Source organism: Inquilinus sp. Marseille-Q2685 (assembly GCF_916619195.1).
Taxonomy (GTDB): Bacteria; Pseudomonadota; Alphaproteobacteria; order DSM-16000; family Inquilinaceae; genus Inquilinus.
Genome location: NZ_CAKAKL010000001.1, coordinates 1152598 through 1171473, shown reverse-complemented (window position 1 = coordinate 1171473; position 18876 = coordinate 1152598). Strand labels below are relative to the sequence as shown.

The following is an 18876-nucleotide window of genomic DNA, read 5'->3' as shown; positions in this document are numbered from 1 at the left end:
CCGGGCTTGACCCGGCAATCCAGAGGGTGTCGACAGTCTCTGGATGCCCGGGTCGAGCCCGGGCATGACAGCGTAGGGCGTGAAGGACTCACAGCATGACCAGCATCGTCGTCGGCGCCGGGGTGATGGGGCTGGCCGCCGCCTGGCACCTGGCCCGGGCCGGAGAGGCCGTCACGCTGCTGGAGCGAGGGCCGATCCCCAATCCTTCGGCCGCGTCCTGGGACAATCATCGGCTGATCCGCGCCCTCTATCCCGGCTCGCCCGGCTACACCCGCATGGCGATGGACGCCTATGCCGCCTGGGACGAGGTCTGGGACGCCGCCGGGGTATGCCACTACGAGAATTGCGGCTCGGTCGCCTTCAGCCGGGCCGAGGGCGACTGGGCCGATGGCTGCCGCGCCCCGCTCGACGCGCTCGGCGCCGCCTATGAGCTGCTGCCGCCGGACGAGCTGGCGCGCCGCTTCCCGTTCCTGATCCCGGACGGCATCCGCTGGGGCCTGTTCACGCCCGAGGGCGGCGTGCTGTTCGCCGACCGCATCGTCGCGACCCTGGTCGATCTGTGCCGCGCCGCCGGCGTGACGCTGCGGCCGGACGCGCCGGTCCGGGCGGTCGATGCCGGGGCCGGCACCGTCACCCTGGCCTCTGGCGAGATGCTGCGCGCCGAATCGGTCGTGGTCACGGCCGGCGCCTGGGTCGGCGGACTGTTCCCGGACCTGGCCGGGCGGCTCACCCCCTACCGTCAGCTGGTGGTCTATCTCGACCCGCCGGCGGAGCACGCCGCCGCCTGGGCCGCGGCGCCGGGCATCATCGATTGCGGCTTCCCGGACGACCATTGGGCGATCCCGCCGGTCGGCGGCACCCGGCTGAAGATCGGTGTCGGCGCCTGGAAGCGCCGGGCCGACCCCGAGGCCGATCCCGCCGTGGCTGCGGGGGAGGCGGAGGCCTTCCGCGAGCGCTGGCGCCCGGTGCTGCGCAGCCTTGACGACTATCGCATTCTCGAAGCCCGCCCCTGCCGCTATATCTTCACCGCGGACAGCCGCTTCGTGCTGGAGCGGCGCGGCCGGGCCTGGCTGGTCAGCCCCTGCTCGGGGCACGGCTTCAAGTTCGGGGCGCTGATCGGCCGGGCGGTGGCCGACGGCGTGCTCGGCCGGCGCGCCGTCGACGAGCTGACGTCCTGGGCGGCCGGCCACCTGCCGGCGGAGGGAGATCGAGCATGACCACGAACCCTGTCTACGTCGCCATCGACGCGCCGACGCTGGACGAGGCGAAGCGCCTGACCGGCCTGGTCGCGGGCGCTGTCGGCGGCATCAAGCTCGGTCTCGAATTCTTCATGGCGGAGGGGCCGGACGGGGTGCGGGCGGCCCGGCCCACCGGCGTGCCGCTGTTCCTCGACATCAAGCTGCACGACATCCCCAACACCGTGGCCGGCGCCATCCGCTCGGTGGTGCCGCTGTCCCCGACCTACATCACCATCCATGCGTCCGGCGGCCGGGCGATGATGCAGGCGGCCGCCGAGGCCGCGCGGAGCGAGGCGGACAAGCTGGGTGTTCCCCGGCCGAAGCTGCTCGGCGTCACCGTGCTGACCAGCCTCGACGTCGCCGACCTCGAGGCGGTGGGGCAGGGGGTGGAGGTCTCGGCCCAGGTCGAGCGCCTGGCCCGGCTGGCCGAATCGAGCGGCCTCGACGGCGTGGTCTGCTCGCCGCGGGAGATTGCGCGGCTGCGCCGGGTTCTCAAGCCGTCCTCGGTGCTGATGGTGCCCGGCATCCGCCCGGCCGGGTCGGATGCGGGCGACCAGAAGCGGGTGATGACGCCGAAGGAGGCGATGGAGGCCGGGGCCACCCATCTCGTCATCGGCCGGCCGATCACCGCCGCCCCGGATCCGGCGGCCGCGGCCCGCGACATCGCCGGCCAGCTCGGCCTGGCGCTTGATGCCGAGGCCGCGGCCCCTAAATCTCCGGTATCATGACCATCGAAGCGAAGATCTGCGGCATCCGCACGCCCGAGGTGCTGGAGGCGGCGGCGAAGCACGGGGCCCGCTGGGTCGGCTTCAACTTCTACCCGCCCAGCCCGCGCTCGGTGGCGCCGGATCTGGGCGCCGAGCTGGCCCGGATGGTGCCCACCGGGCTGCGCAGCGTCGGCCTGTTCGTCGACCCGACGGAGGACGAGCTCGGCGCCGTGCTTGGCCGGGTGCCGCTCGATGTCATCCAGCTGCACGGCTCCGAGACGCCGGAGCGGGTGGCGGAGATCCGCGGCCGCTGGGCGATGCCGGTGATGAAGGCGATCAAGATCGCGACCGTCGAGGATCTGGCCGCGGTGCCCGCCTATGAGGCGGCGGCCGACCGCCTGCTGTTCGACGCCAAGCCGCCGCAGGGCGTGACCGCGCTGCCGGGCGGCAACGGCTTGGCCTTCGACTGGTCGATCCTGTCCGGCCGGACCTGGTCGAAGCCCTGGATGCTGGCCGGCGGCCTGACCGAGGCCAATGTCGCCGAGGCCGTCGCCCGCACCGGCGCCACCACGGTCGACGTGGCCTCCAGCATCGAGGAGCGCCCCGGCCACAAGACGCCGGAGCGGGTGGAGCGCTTCCTCGCTGCGGTCCGCGCGCTCACCGACGCCAAGGTCTGATCGTCCGCTCTGCACTCCGTGCGGGTCTGGAATGCGTGCGCGCCGGGCATTCGCGACAAATGTTTGGCGCGCGCCGCGGTCGCCGGTAAGGTCACGGCTCTTCGCCCACATTTCGCCACGATCAGCGCCGGGAGCCGCCCCGCTTGACCGAGACCGCACCCTTCCAGCCCCGTCCGAACAGCTTCCGCACGGGCCCGGACGAGAACGGCCGCTTCGGCCTCTATGGCGGCCGCTTCGTCGCCGAGACGCTGATGCCGCTGATCCTGGAGGTCGAGCGCGCCTACGCCTCGGCCCGCAAGGACGCCGAATTCGCCAGCGAGCTGCGCTATTACCTGACGCATTACGTCGGCCGGCCCAGCCCGCTCTACTTCGCCGAGCGGATCACCGAGCATCTCGGCGGCGCTCGCGTCTACTTCAAGCGCGAGGAGCTGAACCACACCGGCGCGCACAAGATCAACAACTGCATGGGCCAGGTGCTGCTGGCCCGGCGCATGGGCAAGACCCGGATCATCGCCGAGACCGGCGCCGGCCAGCACGGCGTCGCCACCGCCACGGTCTGCGCCCTGTTCGGCCTGCCCTGCACCATCTATATGGGCGAGGTCGACATCGAGCGGCAGAAGCCGAACGTGTTCCGGATGAAGCTCCTGGGCGCTGAGGTGGTGCCCGTCGTCTCCGGCAGCCGCACGCTGAAGGACGCGATGAACGAGGCCCTGCGCGACTGGGTCACCAATGTCGAGGACACCTTCTACATCATCGGCACGGTCGCCGGCCCGCACCCCTATCCGCTGCTGGTGCGCGACTTCCAGTCGGTGATCGGCAACGAGACGCGCGAGCAGATCATGCAGGCCGAAGGCCGCATGCCGGACACGCTGGTGGCGGCGATCGGCGGCGGGTCCAACGCCCTCGGCCTGTTCCACCCCTTCCTCGACATGCCCGAGGTCGCGATCCATGGCGTCGAGGCGGCGGGCCACGGCCTCGAGAGCGGCAAGCACGCGGCGTCGCTGACCGGCGGCCGGCCCGGCGTGCTGCACGGCAACCGCACCTATCTGCTGCAGACCGAGGACGGCCAGATCGAGGAGGCTCATTCGATCTCCGCCGGTCTCGACTATCCCGGCATCGGGCCGGAGCACGCCTGGCTGCACGATGTCGGCCGGGTGAAATACGTCTCGGTGACCGATAAGGAGGCGCTGGAGGCGTTCCAGCTCTGCGCCCGGCTCGAGGGCATCATCCCGGCGCTCGAATCGGCGCATGCGCTGGCGCATGTGATGAAGATCGCGCCCGACCTGCCCCAGGACAACCTGCTCGTCATGTGCCTCAGCGGCCGCGGCGACAAGGACATCTTCACCGTCGCCGACGCGCTCGGAGTGCAGATCTGATGACCCGCATCGCCGCGCGCTTCGCCGAGCTGAAGGCGCAGAACCGGGCCGCCCTGGTCGCCTTCGTCACCGCCGGCGATCCGGACCCGGAGACCAGCTTCAGGATTCTCGAAGGCCTGCCCGAGGCCGGCGCCGACCTGATCGAGATCGGCATGCCCTTCACCGATCCCATGGCCGACGGCCCGGCGATCCAGGCGGCCGGGCTGCGGGCGCTGGCCGCCGGCATGACGCTGGCGAAGACGCTGGACCTGGTCCGCCGCTTCCGTACCGGCGACCGGGCCACGCCGGTGGTGCTGATGGGCTACTACAATCCGATCTACTCCTACGGGGTCGAGCGCTTCCTGGCCGACGCCAAGGCCGCCGGGGTGGACGGGCTGATCGTGGTCGACCTGCCGCCGGAGGAGGATGCCGAGCTGTGCCTGCCGGCGCTCGCGGCGGGGATCGACTTCATCCGCCTGGCGACGCCGACCACCGACGACGCCCGGCTGCCGGCGGTGCTCGCGAACACCTCCGGCTTCATCTACTACGTCTCGGTCACCGGCATCACCGGCGCGGCCGCGGCCAACGCGGCGGCGGTGCAGCCGGCGGTCGACCGGCTGCGGCGCCACACCGACCTGCCGGTGGCGGTGGGCTTCGGCATCCGCACCCCGGAGGCGGCGGCCGCCATCGCCCGCATCGCCGACGCCGCCGTGGTCGGCTCCGCCATCGTCGAGGAGATCCGCCATTCGCTGCATGCCGACGGCCGCCCGACCGCGGCCACGGTCGAATTGCCGCTGGCGCTGGTGCGCCGCCTGGCCGAGGGCGTGCGCGGGGCGCGGTGAATGCCGGACGCCCGCGCACTCGGCGGGCCGTCCTCGTTCAGGCTTCGGATAAAAGCAACGCCGTCGTGCCGGTGGAGTCGATCGTCGCGGCCGCCTTGCGGTCGAAGGTCACGAACACCTCACCGCCCAGACGACGTCCTTCGAAGGCGATAACGCCGTCGGCGAAGTCACCGCCGGTTTCCAGAATGGCCAGGCCGGCATCGACGGCCGGCCTGTCGACTGTCACGCTCGATATCGTCAGTAGCTGGCGTATTGCCCGGCTGACGTCGCTTGACGGCTTCTTGTAGGTGCGTGTGAGGACCCAAGCGAATTCGCAAAGCGTCACGGTCGTGACGGCAACGCTATGAGCTTCGCGAAGCGATGCCTCCGCCAGCGCCGCCTGCGCCGGATCGTCGCGTGTTGCGACTCGGATCAGCAGATTGGTGTCGGCGATGATCTTCACGTCTCACCGGCCCATGCCGCGGCGGTGGCTTCGTTGATCTCCTCGATCGACAGCCTTGGTGTTCCTGGTCCAGCGAGGCATCCGAAGAAGTCTTCGATGGTGCCGGATGCCTTTGCCGACCGAATCTCGGCACGGCCGTCGGGAAGCAGGTCGACAGTGATCTTGTCCCCGGGTGCCACACCGAGATGCTGCAGCAACTCCTTGCGCAAGGTCACTTGGCCTTTTGTCGTGACGGTCAGGAGCGTCATCATGGCGGGCAATCTGTAAGGCTTGACAGCCTTACATATAAGGCACTGTCTCCTTACCCTCAAGCTGCTGCCCTCATCTTGACCTTCCGGTCCGAAAGGCGGACAACCGCGCCATGAACTGGCTGACCAACTACATCCGCCCGAAGATCCGGGCCCTCGTCTCCTCGTCCCGGCCGGAGACGCCGGACAATCTGTGGACGAAGTGCCCGAATTGCGAGGCGATGCTGTTCCACCGCGACCTGGAGGCCAACCTCCATGTCTGCCAGCATTGCGGCCACCACATGCGCCTGTCGCCGACCAAGCGGCTGGCCATGCTGTTCGACGACGGCAAGTACGAGACCATCGAGCTGCCGAAGCCGGCCGTGGACCCGCTCAAGTTCCGCGACACCGAGCGCTACACCGACCGGCTGAAGAAGGCGCAGGCCAAGAGCGGCGCCAGCGACGCCATCGTCGTCGCCCACGGCAAGATGGGCGGCCGCGACGCTGTGATCGCCGCCTTCGACTTCGGCTTCATGGGCGGGTCGATGGGCATGGCGGTGGGCGAGGGGCTGGTCGCCGCCGCGAAGCTGGCGGTGATGCAGCACGCGCCGCTGGTCGTGGTGCCGGCCTCGGGCGGCGCCCGCATGCAGGAAGGCATCCTGTCGCTGATGCAGATGCCGCGCTCGATCATCGCGGTCGAGCAGGTCAAGGAAGCCGGCCTGCCCTATATCGTGGTGCTGACCGACCCGACCACGGGCGGCGTCACCGCCTCCTTCGCCATGGTCGGCGACATCCATATCGCCGAGCGCGGCTCGCAGATCGGCTTCGCCGGCGCCCGGGTGATCGAGGAGACCATCCGCGAGACCCTGCCGGAGGGCTTCCAGCGCGCCGAATACCTGCTCGACCACGGCATGGTCGACGTGGTGGTGACGCGCAAGGAGCTGCGCGAGACGCTGATCCGCACCCTCGGCCACCTGACGGGCGGGCTGCATCCGGCCACGGCCGACATCGTGGTCGACCCGGCCGACATCGCGGCCGCGGCCGCGATCGAGGGCGAGCCCGCCTATCGTGCCGGATGACCGTGCGCAGCAGGTCGAGGCCGCGCTCGACCGGCTGACCCATCTGCATCCGAAGCGGATCGACCTGTCGCTGGGCCGCACCGAAAGGCTGCTGGCGGCGCTGGGCGGCCCGCAGCTGCGCCTGCCGCCGGTCGTCCATGTCGGCGGCACCAACGGCAAGGGGTCGACCACCGCCTTCCTGCGCGCCTTCCTGGAGCAGGCGGGCTATCGCGTCCATGTCTACACCTCGCCGCATCTGGTCCGCTTCCACGAGCGCATCCGCCTGGCCGGATCGCTGATCGAGAGCGGCGCACTGGTCGACCTGCTGGAGCGGGTCGAGACCGCCAATGCCGGCCAGCCGGTGACCTTCTTCGAGGCGACCACCGCCGCCGCCTTCCTGGCCTTCGCCGAGGTGCCGGCCGATGTGGTGCTGCTCGAGGTCGGACTCGGCGGGCGCTACGACAGCACCAATGTGGTGCCGCGCCCGGCCGCGACCGCGGTCACCCGCATCTCCATGGACCACATGCAGTTCCTGGGCGACACGATCGAGGCGATCGCGGCGGAGAAGGCGGCCATCGCCAAGCCCGGCGTGCCGATGGTGGTGGCGCCGCAGCAGAGCCGTGCGGCCGTGTCCGTGCTGACCCGCGAGATCGAATCGGCCGGGGCGCCGCTGCACCTCGCCGGCCGCGACTGGTCGGTCGAGTCGGCCTCCGACGGCTTCGTCCTGCGCACCGCCGGCGGCGAGCGGCACTATCCGCGGCCAGCGCTGCCCGGCGACCATCAGTTCGCCAACGCCGCCACCGCGATCCGCCTGCGCGATCTGCTGGCCGGTTTCGACATCCCGGAGGAGGCGGTGCGCCGCGGCCTCGCCGCGGTCGAATGGCCGGCGCGGCTGCAGCGCCTGACCCGCGGCCCGCTGCCCGCGTCGCTGCCGCCGGGCTGGGAGCTTTGGCTCGACGGCGGCCACAACGACAGCGCCGGCGAGGTGCTCGGGCAGTGGCTCGGCGGGCTCGACCCGCGGCCGCTGCACCTGGTCTGCGGCATGCTGGAAAGCAAGCAGCCGCGGGAGTTCCTGCAACCCCTGGCGCCCTTCGTCCGGTCGATCCGCACCGTGCGGATCCCCGGCGAGGACGCCAGCCTGCCGGCCGAGGCCGTCGCCGGCCACGCCCGCGCCGCCGGCCTGGCCGATGTCGCGGTGGCCGAGGATGTCGAAGCCGCCGTCGCCGCCGCGGCCCGGCCCGGCGACCCGCCCGGCCGGGGGCTGATCTGCGGCTCGCTGTATCTCGCCGGCCGGGTGCTCGCCGCCAACGGCTGAGCCCCCGTTGCCTCTTTCCTTCCCCGCGCCTATTGTCGCCGCCCGAAGCAGAACGGACAGCCCATGGCCGCCCGCCCCACCCCCGCCGACATCGCAGGCCTGAGCTTCGAGGACGCCCTCGCCGAGCTGGAGACGATCGTCCGACAGCTCGAGGCGGGGCAGGGAAAGCTCGACGACAACATATCGGCCTATGAACGTGGTGCCTTGCTTCGCGCCCCTTGCGAGGCGAAGCTGCGCGAGGCGCAGGCGCGGGGCGAGATGGTCTCGCGCGCCGCCGACGGCACCGTCACCGCCCAACCCGCGACTTTCGATTGAGGCCGTGTCTTGTCGATTGATCTGAGCCGAGCCATGGCCGAGACGGGCGCGCAGGTCGAGCGCGTCCTGGACCGCCTGCTGCCCAAGCCCCAGGCCGGGGAGCCGCCGCTGGCCGAGGCCATGCGCTACGCCTCGCTGGGCGGCGGCAAGCGGCTGCGCCCGTTCCTGGTGGTGTCGTCCTCGCGGCTGTTCGGCGTCGCCGAGAGCTGCGCGCTGCGCGTCGGCGCGGCGGTGGAGATGATCCATTGCTACTCGCTGGTCCATGACGACCTGCCGGCGATGGACAATGACGACCTGCGCCGCGGCAAGCCGACCACGCACAAGGCCTATGACGAGGCCACCGCGATCCTGGCCGGCGACGCGCTCCTGACCCAGGCCTTCGAGGTGCTGGCCGACAGCGAGACCCATGCCGACCCGAAGGTCCGCATCGCCCTCGTCGCCGCCCTGGCCCGGGCGGCCGGCGCCGCCGGCATGGTCGGCGGCCAGGCGCTGGACATGCAGGCCGAGCAGACGCCGCTGACCGAGATCGGCTCCATCACCCGGCTGCAGCGGCTGAAGACCGGCGCGCTGTTCGAGTTCTCCTGCGAGGCCGGGGCGATCCTCGGCAAGGTCGAGGATTCGCGGCGCGGCGCGCTGCAGGCCTATGCCCACGACATGGGCCTGGCCTTCCAGATCGCCGACGACCTGCTCGACGTCCGCGGCCGGGCCGAGGAGATCGGCAAGACCCCGGGCAAGGACCAGGCGGCGGGCAAGGCGACCTTCGTCTCGATCCTCGGCCTCGAGCGCGCCGAATCCCAGGCCCGGATGCTGGCCGACCAGGCCTGCCGCCATCTCGACGTGTTCGGCGACCGGGCCGAGGCGCTGCGCGCCGTCGCCCGCTTCGTGGTCGAGCGCAAGGCCTGAGCCGGACTTAGGACCGCCGTCCCGCTTCGCTGCGTTGACGATTCCCTCGAATTTCGGATAACTGCTCCGGGGTTCGAGGGGGGACGGCCATGCCGTATCTCGGCATTCTCATCTATGCCTGCCAGCTCGGCTGCCTGGTCCACGCGCTGCGCACCGGCCGGCCGAACATCTGGTTCTACATCCTGCTGTTCGCCCCGGGGCTGGGCATCGCCGCCTATCTGCTGGTCGAGCTGCTGCCGGAATGGCTGAACCTGCGGCCGGTGCGCGACGCACGCAAGCAGCTGGTCGATTCGGTCGATCCGGAACGGCGGCTGCGCGCCCTGCGCCAACTGCACGAAGATCAGCCCAGCACGGCCAACAAGGTGCCGCTGGCGGAGGAGCTGATGCATCTCGGTCGCCCGGCGGAGGCCCTGCCGCTGCTGGAGGAGGCGATGGTCGGGCTGCATGCCGACGACCCGACCTTCGGCCGGCTGCGGGCCGAGGCGCTGCTGATGCTCGGCCGGCCGCAGGATGCGATCGACGTGCTGGCCGAGGTCGCCGAGACCAATCCGGAGGCCGCGGATTCCAAGCGCCGGCTGATCCGGGCGCGGGCCCTGTGCATGATGGGCCGCTACGACGACGGCGTGACCCTGCTGCGCGCTCTGCTGCCGATCTTCGCCGGCGAGGAGGTCCGCGCCTGGCTGGCCCGGGCCGAGGCGGAGCGCGGCGACCGCGCCGCCGCCGAGACGCTGTGGCGCGAGATCCTGACCCGCGCCGGCAAATCGACGCGCAGCTACCGGGCGATCAACAAGACCTGGATCGACGAGGCACGGGAAGGGCTCGGCCAGCCCGCCTGACCGGCCGAGGCCCCCATACCGACGCATGCCCGGCCCGTGCCCTTACCGCTTCCGTCCGACAAATTCCTCGGGCAGAGAAGGGCGAACGGAACGGGGGAACGCGGGAATGGCGGCGATCGGCGCCCAGAAGCTGGACGGTCGGACGGAAGGCGGGCACGGGCCCGGCATCCTGCTGTTCTTCCTCGGCATGTCGCTGTTCACCTTCAACGACGCGCTGGGCAAGTGGCTGGTCGCCGACTACACGGTCGGCCAGGTGCTGCTGATCCGCAGCATCGGCGCCTTCATCCTGCTGCTGCCCTGGGTGATCCGCGGCTTCCGCGGCCTGCTGACGCCCGACCAGCCCTGGATGAACCTGCTGCGCGTCGTCCTGATGGCGGCCGAGGTCGCGACCTTCTACTTCGCCGTGCGCGGCCTGCCGCTGGCCGACGTGATGACCTTCTACATGGCCGCGCCCCTGATCGTGACCGCGCTGTCGGTGCCGCTGCTGGGCGAGAAGGTCGGGCCCCGGCGCTGGGCGGCGGTGCTGATCGGCTTCGTCGGCGTGCTGATCGTGCTGCGCCCGACAGGGGCGGCGCTGTCCTCCTCGGCCCTGATCGCGCTGGCCGGCGCTACCCTGTTCAGCCTGATCCTGATCGTCCCCCGCCGCGTCCGTCACACCGGCGGGCTGGGCCTGATCACGTACCAGATCGTCGGCACCGGCCTGGCCGGCGCCGCCACCGTGCCCTTCGCCTGGGTGCCGCCGACTCCGTTCGACTGGGCGCTGCTGCTCGGCCTCGGCGTGGTGGCGATGGGCGCCCATCTGTGCATGAACAAGGCGCTGTCGCTGGCCCCGGCCGCGGTGGTGGCGCCCTACCAGTACTCCACCATCGTCATCGCCGCGGCGCTCGGCTGGGCGGTCTGGGGCGACGTGCCGACGACCAACATCGTCGTCGGCAACCTGGTGATCATCGCCTCCGGCCTGTTCATCTACTACCGCGAGCGGCAGCTGAAGGGGGAGTAGGCGTCCCCTTGCCTCCCCCTCACTGTCATGCCCGGGCTTGACCCGGGCATCCAGGGAAATGTCGATGCCGTTCCAGGTGGCCCCTGGATTGCCGGGTCAAGCCCGGCAATGACAAGGAAGGACACCGCCCTCGATCCAGGTGAAGGGCTCGCCGTCCACGCTCAAATCCCCTGCCCGCCGGACACCTCGATCCGCTGGGCGTTGACCCAGCGATTGTCCTCGGTCAGCAGGCTCGCGATCATCGGCCCGATGTCGTCCGGCAGGCCGGCCCGGCCCAGCGCGGTCATGTCGGCAAAGACCTTGTTGATCTCCGGATTGTCGCGGACCGCGCCGCCGCCGAAATCCGTCTCGATCGCGCCGGGCGCCACCGTGTTGACCGCGATCCCGCGGCCGCCCAGCTCCCTGGCCATGTAGCGGGTCAGCACCTCGACCGCGCCCTTCACCGCCGCATAGGCGGCATAGCCGGGGAAGGTCGTCCGGGTCAGGCCGGAGGACAGGTTCACGATGCGGCCGCCATCCGCGATCAGCGGCAGCAGCGTCTGGGTCAGGAAGTAGACGCCTTTGAAGTGGACGTCGACCAGCCTGTCGAACTGCGCCTCGGTGGTCTGGCCGATCAGGGCGTAATCGCCGTGCCCGGCATTGTTCACGAGATGGTCGAAGGTCTCGCGCGACCAGGTCTCGCGCAGGGCTGTCCGCAGCCGCTCGGCGAAGGGCACGAAGGCGGCGACGTCACCGGTGTCGAGCTGCAGGGCGATGGCCTTGCGGCCCAGGGCCTGGATCTCGGCGACCGCGTCCTGCGCGTCGTCGGCCCGGCTCTGGTAGGTGAGGACGACGTCGCCGCCGCGGCGGGCGATGCCGAGCGCAGTGGCGCGGCCGAGCCCGCGGCTGCCGCCGGTCACGAGGGTGATCTTGGTCATGGTCGGTCTCCCGTGGAATGACCGCCCCGATATCGGGCCTGGGAGCCGGCGGTTGTTGCCGGAACCTCGGTGTTCTTTGCCTGATCCTCCAGAAATGGCGCCGCTTTCCCGCCGCGACGGGGTAGGCTCGCCCCATGACTGCTCTGCTCGATGCCGTCCGGCGCCACGCGGAGGCCCATGCCGGCGCGACCGGCACGGCGCAGACCCCGATCCCGGGCCTGACCACCGTGCGCGCGACCGCGCCCAGCGGTCTCGATTATGCGATCTCCCGGCCGCTGGCCTGCCTCGTGGTGCAGGGCAGCAAGCACGTCTCGATGGGGGCCGAGGGCTTTGACTTCACCGCCGGCGATACGCTGCTGATCGCGGCGGACGTCCCGACCGTCAGCCGGATCACGCGGGCAAGCATCGCCGCGCCCTACCTCTCGCTGGTGCTGGAGCTCGACCCGGCGGTCATCGCGGATCTGGTGATCCAGATGGGCGTGGCGGCCGGGGCCGATCTCCCGCCCGTGCGGGTCGAGCCGACCGACGCCGAGGTGGCCGACGCGGCGCTGCGGCTGATGCGGCTGCTCGACCGTCCGGCGGCGGTGCCGGTGCTGCAGGCGCAGCTGGTGCGCGAGCTGCACTACTGGCTGCTGGCCGGCCGGCACGGCCCGGCGATCCGGCGCCTCGGCTGGCCGGACGGCCCCGCCCGGCGCGTGGCGCGCGCGGTCGCGCTGCTGCGGGCCGAGTTCGCGCGGCCGTTGCCGGTCGAGCGGCTGGCGGCCGCGGCCGGGATGAGCCCGTCCTCGTTTCACCATCACTTCCGTGCCGTGACCTCGCTGTCGCCGCTGCAGTTCCAGAAGCAGCTGCGCCTGATCGAGGCACGCCGGCTGATGCTGTCGGAAGGCGCGTCGGCCGGCAGCGCCGCATTTGCGGTCGGCTACGAGAGCGTGTCGCAGTTCACGCGGGAATACGGCCGGATGTTCGGCGCGCCGCCGGTCCGGGATGCCAAGGCGGCGAGGGACAAGGCCCGGGATGCCGAGTCACGACCGGACCCGTGACAGGCCGGCGGGCTCAAAGGTTGCCGGGGTTCCCCGGCTTCAGCTCCCCGACCGCGACCAGCGACCCGTCGTCGCCGAGCAGCTGCACCTTGGTGCCGTCCAGCTGGATCTTGTCGCATTCCTTGGTTTCGCCCAGGTCGAAGCACATCCGGTCGCCCTCGATCGACCACTGCCCGGCATAGGGGCCGTCGTCGCCCAGCCCGTGGATGGTGCCGTCCGCGGCGTAGAACTCGGTGTATTCGACGTCGCCGGCCGTGCCCTCGATGGTGTTGCCGACGATCCGGGCCTGGATCTCGGCGGCGGTCAGCGCATCGGCGGCCAAGGCTGCGGCCGGCAGCAGCAGCGGAAGGACGATCGCCAGGGGTCGAATCATGGGCACGCTCCGCGAAGGACGCGCGATCATAGTCGTGTCGCCGCGGCAGGGGGAGGGCCGTTCGACGGCCGCGGTTGCGTCATGGTTTCGACGCGATCTCGCGTATAGTTTGTCGCAGGGGCCTCGCCTGTCCGGGGCGCCGTGACGGGGGACTCTCATGGCCTTGAAGCTGCGTTTCGCCACCTTTGCCGCGGCGGCGGCGCTCCTGACCGCGACCTTGGCCTTTCCCCCTGCCGCCTCCGCCTACCAGGCGCCCGGCTTCGCCGCCGGCGCCGCGGCCTACGCCAAGAGGCTGGAGCAGCAGGCCAGCGCCGTCCCCGCGGACCAGCGCGAGGATCTGAAGGTGCTGCGGTCCCGCGCCGCCGACGCCGCCCAGGGCGAGCGCTGGGGCGATGCGGTCACGGCGTATCAGCTGATCCTCGGCCAGCGCCCCTCCGATGCCGGCGCCTGGTACGGGCTGGCCCAGGCGCTGCAGCAGACCTCCCCCTATTCGCAGGACGGGCTGAACGCCGCCTTCGCCGCCTACAGCAACGCCGGCACCGACAAGCTGCGCGGCGCCGCCCTGATCCTGCTGGCCCGGGGGCTGGAGCAGCAGGACAAGGGCCGCGAGGCGATCAAGGTCGCGGCCGAGGGCGCGCAGCTGGCGCCGACCGACGACAACACCGAATACGCCGCCAATCTGCGCGAGCAATACGGCTTCCGCGTCACCTCGACCTACGCCCAGAACGACCGCGACGCGCCGCAGCTCTGCGCCGACTTCTCCGACCCGATCGTCGACGGCCGCACCGTCCGCTACTCCGACTATGTCCGGATCGAGCCGGCGGTGCCGGTCGAGGTGATCCCGTCGGACCGGCAGCTCTGCCTCGAGGGCGTGTCCTTCGGCCAGACCTACACCGTCACCCTCCTGGCCGGCATCAAGTCGGTCGACGGCGACACGCTCACCGCCGACGACAGCTTCGACCTGATGGTCGAGGACCGTCCCGCCAGCGTGGTGTTCCGCGGCAGCGCCTATGTCCTGCCCAAGGGCGGCGAGGGCACGGTGCCGCTGACCACGGTCAACGTCTCCGAGGTCAAGCTGCGCCTGCTGCGCATCAACGACCGCAACCTGATCGACCAGGTGGCGCAGGGCCGCATCGGCCAGATGCTGGAGAGCTACGACGTCGAAAGCCTGGCCCAGGATGCAGGCGAGGAGGTGTGGTCCGGCACCATGCCGGTCGAGGGCGAGACCAACAAGGCGGCCATCACCGGCGTGCCGATGGACACGCTGCTGCCGCAGCCGAAGCCGGGCGTCTACCTGCTCTCGGCGCTCGACGCCAAGGCCGACGAGGACAGCTACCAGACCCCGGGCACGCAGTGGATCGTGGTCACCGATCTCGGCCTCGCCACCTTCTCCGGCCAGCAGGGGCTGACCGTGGCGGCACGCTCGCTGTCCTCGGCCAAGGCCCAGCCGGGCGTGAAGCTGGCGCTGCTCGCCCGCAACAACTCGGTGCTGGGCGAGGCGCAGACCGATGCCGGCGGCCTCGCCGTCTTCCCGGCCGGGGTGATGGCCGGGCAGGGCGGCAACCGGCCGGCCGCGGTCTACGCCTACGGCTCCGGCGACTTCACCTTCCTCGAGCTCACCGGCCCGGCCTTCGACCTGTCCGACCGCGGCGTCAGCGGCCGGCCGGAGCCGGGGCCGCTCGACGCCTTCCTGTACCCGGAGCGCGGCGTCTACCGCCCGGGCGAGACGGTGCATCTGACCACGCTGCTGCGCAACGAGCGCGCCGCGGCGATCGACGGCGTGCCGCTGACGGTCAAGATCAGCCGGCCGGACGGGGTCGAGGCCCGGGTCCAGCAGGTGTCGGACCAGGGCGGCGGCTCCTACAGCCTCGACGTGCCGCTGGCCGACAGCGCCTATACCGGCACCTGGACCGCCGAAGCCTATGTCGATCCCAAGGGCCAGGCGATCGGCAGCACTGTCTTCCAGGTCGAGGACTTCGTGCCGGCGCGGATCCGCGTCGACCTGAAGACCGAGGCCAAGGACCTGCGCGTCGCCAAGCCCGCGGTCGTCACCATCGATGCCCAGTTCCTGTACGGCGCCCCGGCGGCCGACCTCGCCACCGAGGCCAGCCTGACCCTGCGCCAGGCGGCGCAGCCCTTCCCGGACTATGCCGACTACCGCTTCGGCCTGGTGCAGGACGCCTTCTCGCCGCGCACCCGTCCGATCACCACCCCGGCCACCGACGCCGCGGGCCAGAGCCGTGTCGACATCCTCCTGGATGGCCTGCCCGACACCACCGTGCCGCTCGAGGCGGAACTGCGCACCGCGGTGTTCGATTCCAGCGGCCGCACCGCCAACGAGACCATGACCCTGCCGGTCCGGCAGGAGCATCCCTGGATCGGCGTCAAGCCGCTGTTCTCGGGCTCGCTGCAGGAGGGCGCCGACGCCCGCTTCGAGGTCATCGGCCTCGACGCCGGAGGCCGCCCGGCCGCCATCAAGGGGCTGCGCTGGGACCTGGTGGAGGAGATCCACGACTACCAGTGGTATTCGACCGACGGCCGCTGGGACTACAAGGTCGTCACCCGCGACCGCAAGGTGGCGGACGGCACCGTCGACGTGGCCCCGAACGCGCCGGCGGCGATCCGCCAGGCGGTCGGCTGGGGCAATTTCCGGCTCGACGTCTACGACCCGAAGGGCGGCGGCGCCACCTCGGCCCGGTTCTATGCCGGCTGGTGGGTGTCGGACGATCCGAACCCGACCCCGGACAAGCTGACCGTCGCCCTCGACCGCACCAGCTACAAGGCCGGCGACACCGCCCGGGTGCGGATCGAGCCGCCCTTCGCCGGCGACGTGCTGCTGTTCATCGCCAATGACCGGGTGCTGGAGACGCGCGACGTCTCGGTCCCGGCCGACGGCGCCACGGTCGAGATCCCGGTCTCGTCCGACTGGGGCGCGGGCGCCTATGTCCTGGCCACCGCCTTCCGCCCGTCGGGCGAGGGCGGGCAGCGCCGCCACGGCCCCGGCCGCGCCGTCGGCGTCGCCTGGTTCGGCATCGACGTCACCGAGCGGATGCTGGGCGTCTCGATCGACGCTCCGGCCGAGATCCGCCCGAACCAGCGGCTCGACCTGCCGCTCACCGTCACCGGCGTGCCGCAGGGGCAGAGCGCCTGGGTCACCCTGGCCGCGGTGGACGAGGGCATCCTGCTGCTCACCGACTTCCAGTCGCCGGACCCGACCGACCATTACTTCGGCCGCCGCGCCCTCGGGGTCGAGATGCGCGACGCCTATGGCCGGCTGATCGTCAGCGACGGCCGACGCGGCCAGGTCCGCACCGGCGGCGACGCCGCGGCCTCGCAGATGTCCGGCCTGCCGAAGCGGTCCACCCGCACCGTCGCGCTCTACAGCGGCATCCTGCCGGTCGGCGCCGACGGCCGCGTCTCCGTGCCGCTCGACCTGCCGGATTTCGACGGCGAGCTGCGGCTGATGGCCGTGGCCTGGACGCCGACCGCGCTCGGTGCCGCCTCCACCGCGATGAAGGTGCGCGACCCGGTGATCGCCGAGATCGGCGTGCCGCGCTTCCTGGCGCCGAAGGACCAGGCGCAGCTGACCTTCTCGCTGCGCAACCTGTCCGGCCCGGCCGGCGATTACGGCGTGCGCGTCTCGACCGAGGGGCCGCTCTCGGTCGCCGCCGACGCCGCCCAGTTCACCCAGGCCGTGGCCCCGGGGGCGGAGGCGCGGCGGGCGATCCCGCTGACCGCGACCGCCGTCGGCGTCGGCAAGATCCGGATCAGCGTCACCGGCCCCGACGGCTTCCGGCGCGACCGCGACTGGGACCTGTCGGTGCGCCCGGCCCAGGCGCTGACCACCGACCGCATCGCCACCATCGTCAAGCCCGGCCAGTCGGCGGTGCTGAACGCCGACCTCGTGAAGGGCTTCCTGCCCGACACGGTGCAGGTCTTCGCCAGCTTCTCCACCCGCCCGACCTTCGACATCCCGGGCCTCTTGAAGTCGCTGGACGAATACCCCTATGGCTGCGTCGAGCAGACCACCAGCCGGGCGCTGCCGCTGCTCTACGTCTCCAAGGTGGCGGAGAAGGTCGACAGCGGCTTCCGGCCGGACGATGTTCGCCGCCGGGTGCAGGGCGCGATCGACCGGATCATGACGGCGCAGCAGCCGGGCGGCGGCTTCGGCATGTGGTCGCCCTTCGGCAACGCCAACCCCTGGCTCTCCGCCTATGCGCTCGACTTCCTGACCCGGGCGCGGGCCGAGGGCGGCTACCGGATCCCGGAGCGCGCCTATCAGCGCGGCATCAAGTTCCTGTCGAACTACCTCGACTGGTACGAGGCGCGCTCGGAATGCACCCCGGCCAGCGCCTACGCGCTCTACGTCGTGGCCCGGGCCGGCGGCGGCGATGTCGGCACCATGCGCTACTACGTCGACAACTGCCTGCCGAAGTACCAGACCCCGGTCTCGCAGGCGCAGATCGCCGCGGCCGCCGCCCAGTTCGGCGACACGGCGCGCACCGCCAAGGCCTTCGCCGCGGCGACCTCGACCGAGCGTCCCGCCAACTTCTATGGCGACTACGGCTCGCCGCTGCGCGACCACGCCGCCACCGCGGCGCTGCTGCACGAGGCCAGGCAGCCGCAGGAGGAGGTGCTGCAGCAGGTCGACATCGCCGCCGACCTGTTCGCCAAGGACAGGTGGTGGAGCACCCAGGACATGACCTGGATGCTGATCGCGGCCGACGCGGCGCTGGACGGCGCCACGCCGCTGTCGCTCGACGTCGCCGGCCGCGCGGTGGCGGATCCCGGCACGGTCTACCGCTTCAACCCGGACGCCACGGCCCTGGCCGCCGGCATCCCGGTGAAGAACACCGGCGACGGGCCGATGCGCCAGGTGCTGACCGTTCGCGGCGTGCCCTCGGCGCCGCTGCCCGCGGGCGGCGACGGCTTCGAGATCACCCGCACCTATCTCGACCGCGACGGCCGTCCCTTCGACCCGGCCAAGACGGCGGTGAAGCAGGGCGACCTCGTCACCGTGCTGCTGCGCGGCCGGGCCACCGACGACCTGGACCACCAGACGCTGATCGTGGACCTGCTGCCGGCGGGGCTGGAGATCGAGAACCCGTCGGTCGGCAAGGGCGCGCAGCTCGGCGACATCGCCGACACGCTGTCGGACACGCAGCATGTCGAGATGCGCGACGACCGCTACGTCGCGGCGATCGACCTCGGCAGCGACAGCCGGTACTTCACGGTGGCCTATCTCGCCCGCGCCGTGACCCCGGGCCGCTTCGCCCTGCCGGCGCCCTATGTCGAGGACATGTACCGGCCCCAGTACAACGCCCGCGGCGGCTTCGGGGCGCTGACCATCGAGGCGCGGAAGTAGCCGGGCCTGCCGTCCATCCTCCCCGTCCCGCGACGGGGAGGATGCGTCAGCGCGAGGGGGGAGGCATGAGCTCAAGCCTCTCGCCGACCGGGACGACGGCCGGCCCGGGACCGAGCTCAGCTTCAAGTTCTATCGCCAGGCGACCAACAAGATCGTCGGCCTCTCGGCCGAGGCGGCCGCGTTCTTGGACGGATTCTTCTTGCGCGGCGCGCGGCATCCGGCGATCCGCCGGCCATGGGGAGTCTGACGTGCTCCAGACTCGACAT

General features: G+C 71.5%; 17 protein-coding genes. 13 read left to right on the top strand and 4 right to left on the bottom strand.

Features of this window, described 5'->3' with window-relative positions:
- Window positions 1-95 precede the first annotated feature (95 nt).
- The 5 genes from LG391_RS05460 (at window position 96) to trpA (ending at window position 4819) form a co-directional block, all read left to right on the top strand.
- The gene (locus LG391_RS05460) at window positions 96-1217 is read left to right on the top strand and encodes an FAD-binding oxidoreductase (protein WP_225766970.1); all 1122 of its coding nucleotides are present in this window, start codon (window positions 96-98) and stop codon (window positions 1215-1217) included.
- Window positions 1214-1966: an orotidine-5'-phosphate decarboxylase gene (pyrF, locus tag LG391_RS05455; protein ID WP_225766969.1), complete on the top strand. Its 753-nt coding sequence runs from the start codon at window positions 1214-1216 to the stop codon at window positions 1964-1966. The genes LG391_RS05460 and pyrF overlap by 4 nt, the downstream gene beginning before the upstream one ends.
- Complete coding sequence (locus tag LG391_RS05450) at window positions 1963-2622, top strand: phosphoribosylanthranilate isomerase (protein WP_225766968.1); 660 nt, start codon at window positions 1963-1965, stop codon at window positions 2620-2622. Before pyrF ends, LG391_RS05450 begins: the two co-directional genes overlap by 4 nt.
- 143 nt (window positions 2623-2765) lie before the next feature.
- A complete protein-coding gene (trpB, locus tag LG391_RS05445; RefSeq protein ID WP_225766967.1) occupies window positions 2766-3998 on the top strand; it encodes a tryptophan synthase subunit beta in 1233 nt (410 codons plus the stop codon).
- Window positions 3998-4819 (top strand): tryptophan synthase subunit alpha, encoded by an 822-nt coding sequence (gene trpA, locus LG391_RS05440; RefSeq protein ID WP_225766966.1) that lies wholly within the window; start codon window positions 3998-4000, stop codon window positions 4817-4819. Before trpB ends, trpA begins: the two co-directional genes overlap by 1 nt.
- Window positions 4820-4856: 37 nt before the next feature.
- On the opposite strand, the gene LG391_RS05435 is transcribed toward trpA, so the two are convergent.
- Both LG391_RS05435 and LG391_RS05430 read right to left on the bottom strand, forming a co-directional pair.
- Entirely contained in the window at window positions 4857-5261 is a 405-nt protein-coding gene (locus tag LG391_RS05435; RefSeq protein WP_225766965.1) for a type II toxin-antitoxin system VapC family toxin, read from the bottom strand.
- Window positions 5258-5512 carry an AbrB/MazE/SpoVT family DNA-binding domain-containing protein gene (locus tag LG391_RS05430; RefSeq protein ID WP_225766964.1) on the bottom strand — a complete coding sequence of 85 codons (255 nt, stop codon included), beginning with the start codon at window positions 5510-5512 and terminating at the stop codon, window positions 5258-5260. The genes LG391_RS05435 and LG391_RS05430 overlap by 4 nt, the downstream gene beginning before the upstream one ends.
- A 110-nt stretch (window positions 5513-5622) precedes the next feature.
- Here LG391_RS05430 and accD point away from each other — a divergent pair, with 110 nt between their 5' ends.
- The 6 genes from accD (at window position 5623) to LG391_RS05400 (ending at window position 10915) form a co-directional block, all read left to right on the top strand.
- Window positions 5623-6567, top strand: a complete 945-nt coding sequence (gene accD / locus LG391_RS05425) for an acetyl-CoA carboxylase, carboxyltransferase subunit beta (RefSeq protein WP_225766963.1) — start codon at window positions 5623-5625, stop codon at window positions 6565-6567.
- Window positions 6557-7861: a folylpolyglutamate synthase/dihydrofolate synthase family protein gene (locus LG391_RS05420; RefSeq protein WP_225766962.1), complete on the top strand. Its 1305-nt coding sequence runs from the start codon at window positions 6557-6559 to the stop codon at window positions 7859-7861. Before accD ends, LG391_RS05420 begins: the two co-directional genes overlap by 11 nt.
- 63 nt (window positions 7862-7924) lie before the next feature.
- Window positions 7925-8176, top strand: coding sequence for an exodeoxyribonuclease VII small subunit (locus LG391_RS05415; RefSeq protein ID WP_225766961.1), 252 nt, complete (start codon window positions 7925-7927; stop codon window positions 8174-8176).
- Window positions 8177-8209: 33 nt separating this feature from the next.
- On the top strand, window positions 8210-9079 hold the full coding sequence (locus LG391_RS05410; RefSeq protein WP_225766960.1) for a polyprenyl synthetase family protein: 870 nt from the start codon (window positions 8210-8212) through the stop codon (window positions 9077-9079).
- Between the two features lie 89 nt (window positions 9080-9168).
- On the top strand, window positions 9169-9915 hold the full coding sequence (locus LG391_RS05405) for a tetratricopeptide repeat protein (protein WP_225766959.1): 747 nt from the start codon (window positions 9169-9171) through the stop codon (window positions 9913-9915).
- A 106-nt stretch (window positions 9916-10021) separates the two neighbouring features.
- Window positions 10022-10915: a DMT family transporter gene (locus LG391_RS05400; protein WP_225766958.1), complete on the top strand. Its 894-nt coding sequence runs from the start codon at window positions 10022-10024 to the stop codon at window positions 10913-10915.
- A gap of 161 nt (window positions 10916-11076) precedes the next feature.
- Here LG391_RS05400 and LG391_RS05395 read toward each other — a convergent pair whose 3' ends face one another.
- Window positions 11077-11832: an SDR family NAD(P)-dependent oxidoreductase gene (locus tag LG391_RS05395; protein ID WP_225766957.1), complete on the bottom strand. Its 756-nt coding sequence runs from the start codon at window positions 11830-11832 to the stop codon at window positions 11077-11079.
- A gap of 134 nt (window positions 11833-11966) precedes the next feature.
- On the opposite strand from LG391_RS05395, the gene LG391_RS05390 reads away from it, so the two are divergent.
- Window positions 11967-12872 carry an AraC family transcriptional regulator gene (locus LG391_RS05390; RefSeq protein ID WP_225766956.1) on the top strand — a complete coding sequence of 302 codons (906 nt, stop codon included), beginning with the start codon at window positions 11967-11969 and terminating at the stop codon, window positions 12870-12872.
- Window positions 12873-12885: 13 nt separating this feature from the next.
- On the opposite strand, the gene LG391_RS05385 is transcribed toward LG391_RS05390, so the two are convergent.
- Entirely contained in the window at window positions 12886-13245 is a 360-nt protein-coding gene (locus LG391_RS05385; RefSeq protein WP_225766955.1) for a hypothetical protein, read from the bottom strand.
- Between the two features lie 157 nt (window positions 13246-13402).
- On the opposite strand from LG391_RS05385, the gene LG391_RS05380 reads away from it, so the two are divergent.
- Complete coding sequence (locus LG391_RS05380) at window positions 13403-18610, top strand: alpha-2-macroglobulin (RefSeq protein ID WP_225766954.1); 5208 nt, start codon at window positions 13403-13405, stop codon at window positions 18608-18610.
- Window positions 18611-18876: the final 266 nt, after the last annotated feature.

Bases quoted from the DNA above. Each gene is read 5' to 3' on its own strand.
- LG391_RS05460 (WP_225766970.1), top strand. From the start codon at position 96: ATGACCAGCATCGTCGTCGGCGCCGGGGTGATGGGGCTGGCCGCCGCC.
- pyrF (WP_225766969.1), top strand. From the start codon at position 1,214: ATGACCACGAACCCTGTCTACGTCGCCATCGACGCGCCGACGCTGGAC.
- LG391_RS05450 (WP_225766968.1), top strand. From the start codon at position 1,963: ATGACCATCGAAGCGAAGATCTGCGGCATCCGCACGCCCGAGGTGCTG.
- trpA (WP_225766966.1), top strand. From the start codon at position 3,998: ATGACCCGCATCGCCGCGCGCTTCGCCGAGCTGAAGGCGCAGAACCGG.
- LG391_RS05430 (WP_225766964.1), bottom strand. From the start codon at position 5,512: ATGATGACGCTCCTGACCGTCACGACAAAAGGCCAAGTGACCTTGCGC.
- accD (WP_225766963.1), top strand. From the start codon at position 5,623: ATGAACTGGCTGACCAACTACATCCGCCCGAAGATCCGGGCCCTCGTC.
- LG391_RS05415 (WP_225766961.1), top strand. From the start codon at position 7,925: ATGGCCGCCCGCCCCACCCCCGCCGACATCGCAGGCCTGAGCTTCGAG.
- LG391_RS05410 (WP_225766960.1), top strand. From the start codon at position 8,210: ATGGCCGAGACGGGCGCGCAGGTCGAGCGCGTCCTGGACCGCCTGCTG.
- LG391_RS05405 (WP_225766959.1), top strand. From the start codon at position 9,169: ATGCCGTATCTCGGCATTCTCATCTATGCCTGCCAGCTCGGCTGCCTG.
- LG391_RS05400 (WP_225766958.1), top strand. From the start codon at position 10,022: ATGGCGGCGATCGGCGCCCAGAAGCTGGACGGTCGGACGGAAGGCGGG.
- LG391_RS05395 (WP_225766957.1), bottom strand. From the start codon at position 11,832: ATGACCAAGATCACCCTCGTGACCGGCGGCAGCCGCGGGCTCGGCCGC.
- LG391_RS05390 (WP_225766956.1), top strand. From the start codon at position 11,967: ATGACTGCTCTGCTCGATGCCGTCCGGCGCCACGCGGAGGCCCATGCC.
- LG391_RS05385 (WP_225766955.1), bottom strand. From the start codon at position 13,245: ATGATTCGACCCCTGGCGATCGTCCTTCCGCTGCTGCTGCCGGCCGCA.
- LG391_RS05380 (WP_225766954.1), top strand. From the start codon at position 13,403: ATGGCCTTGAAGCTGCGTTTCGCCACCTTTGCCGCGGCGGCGGCGCTC.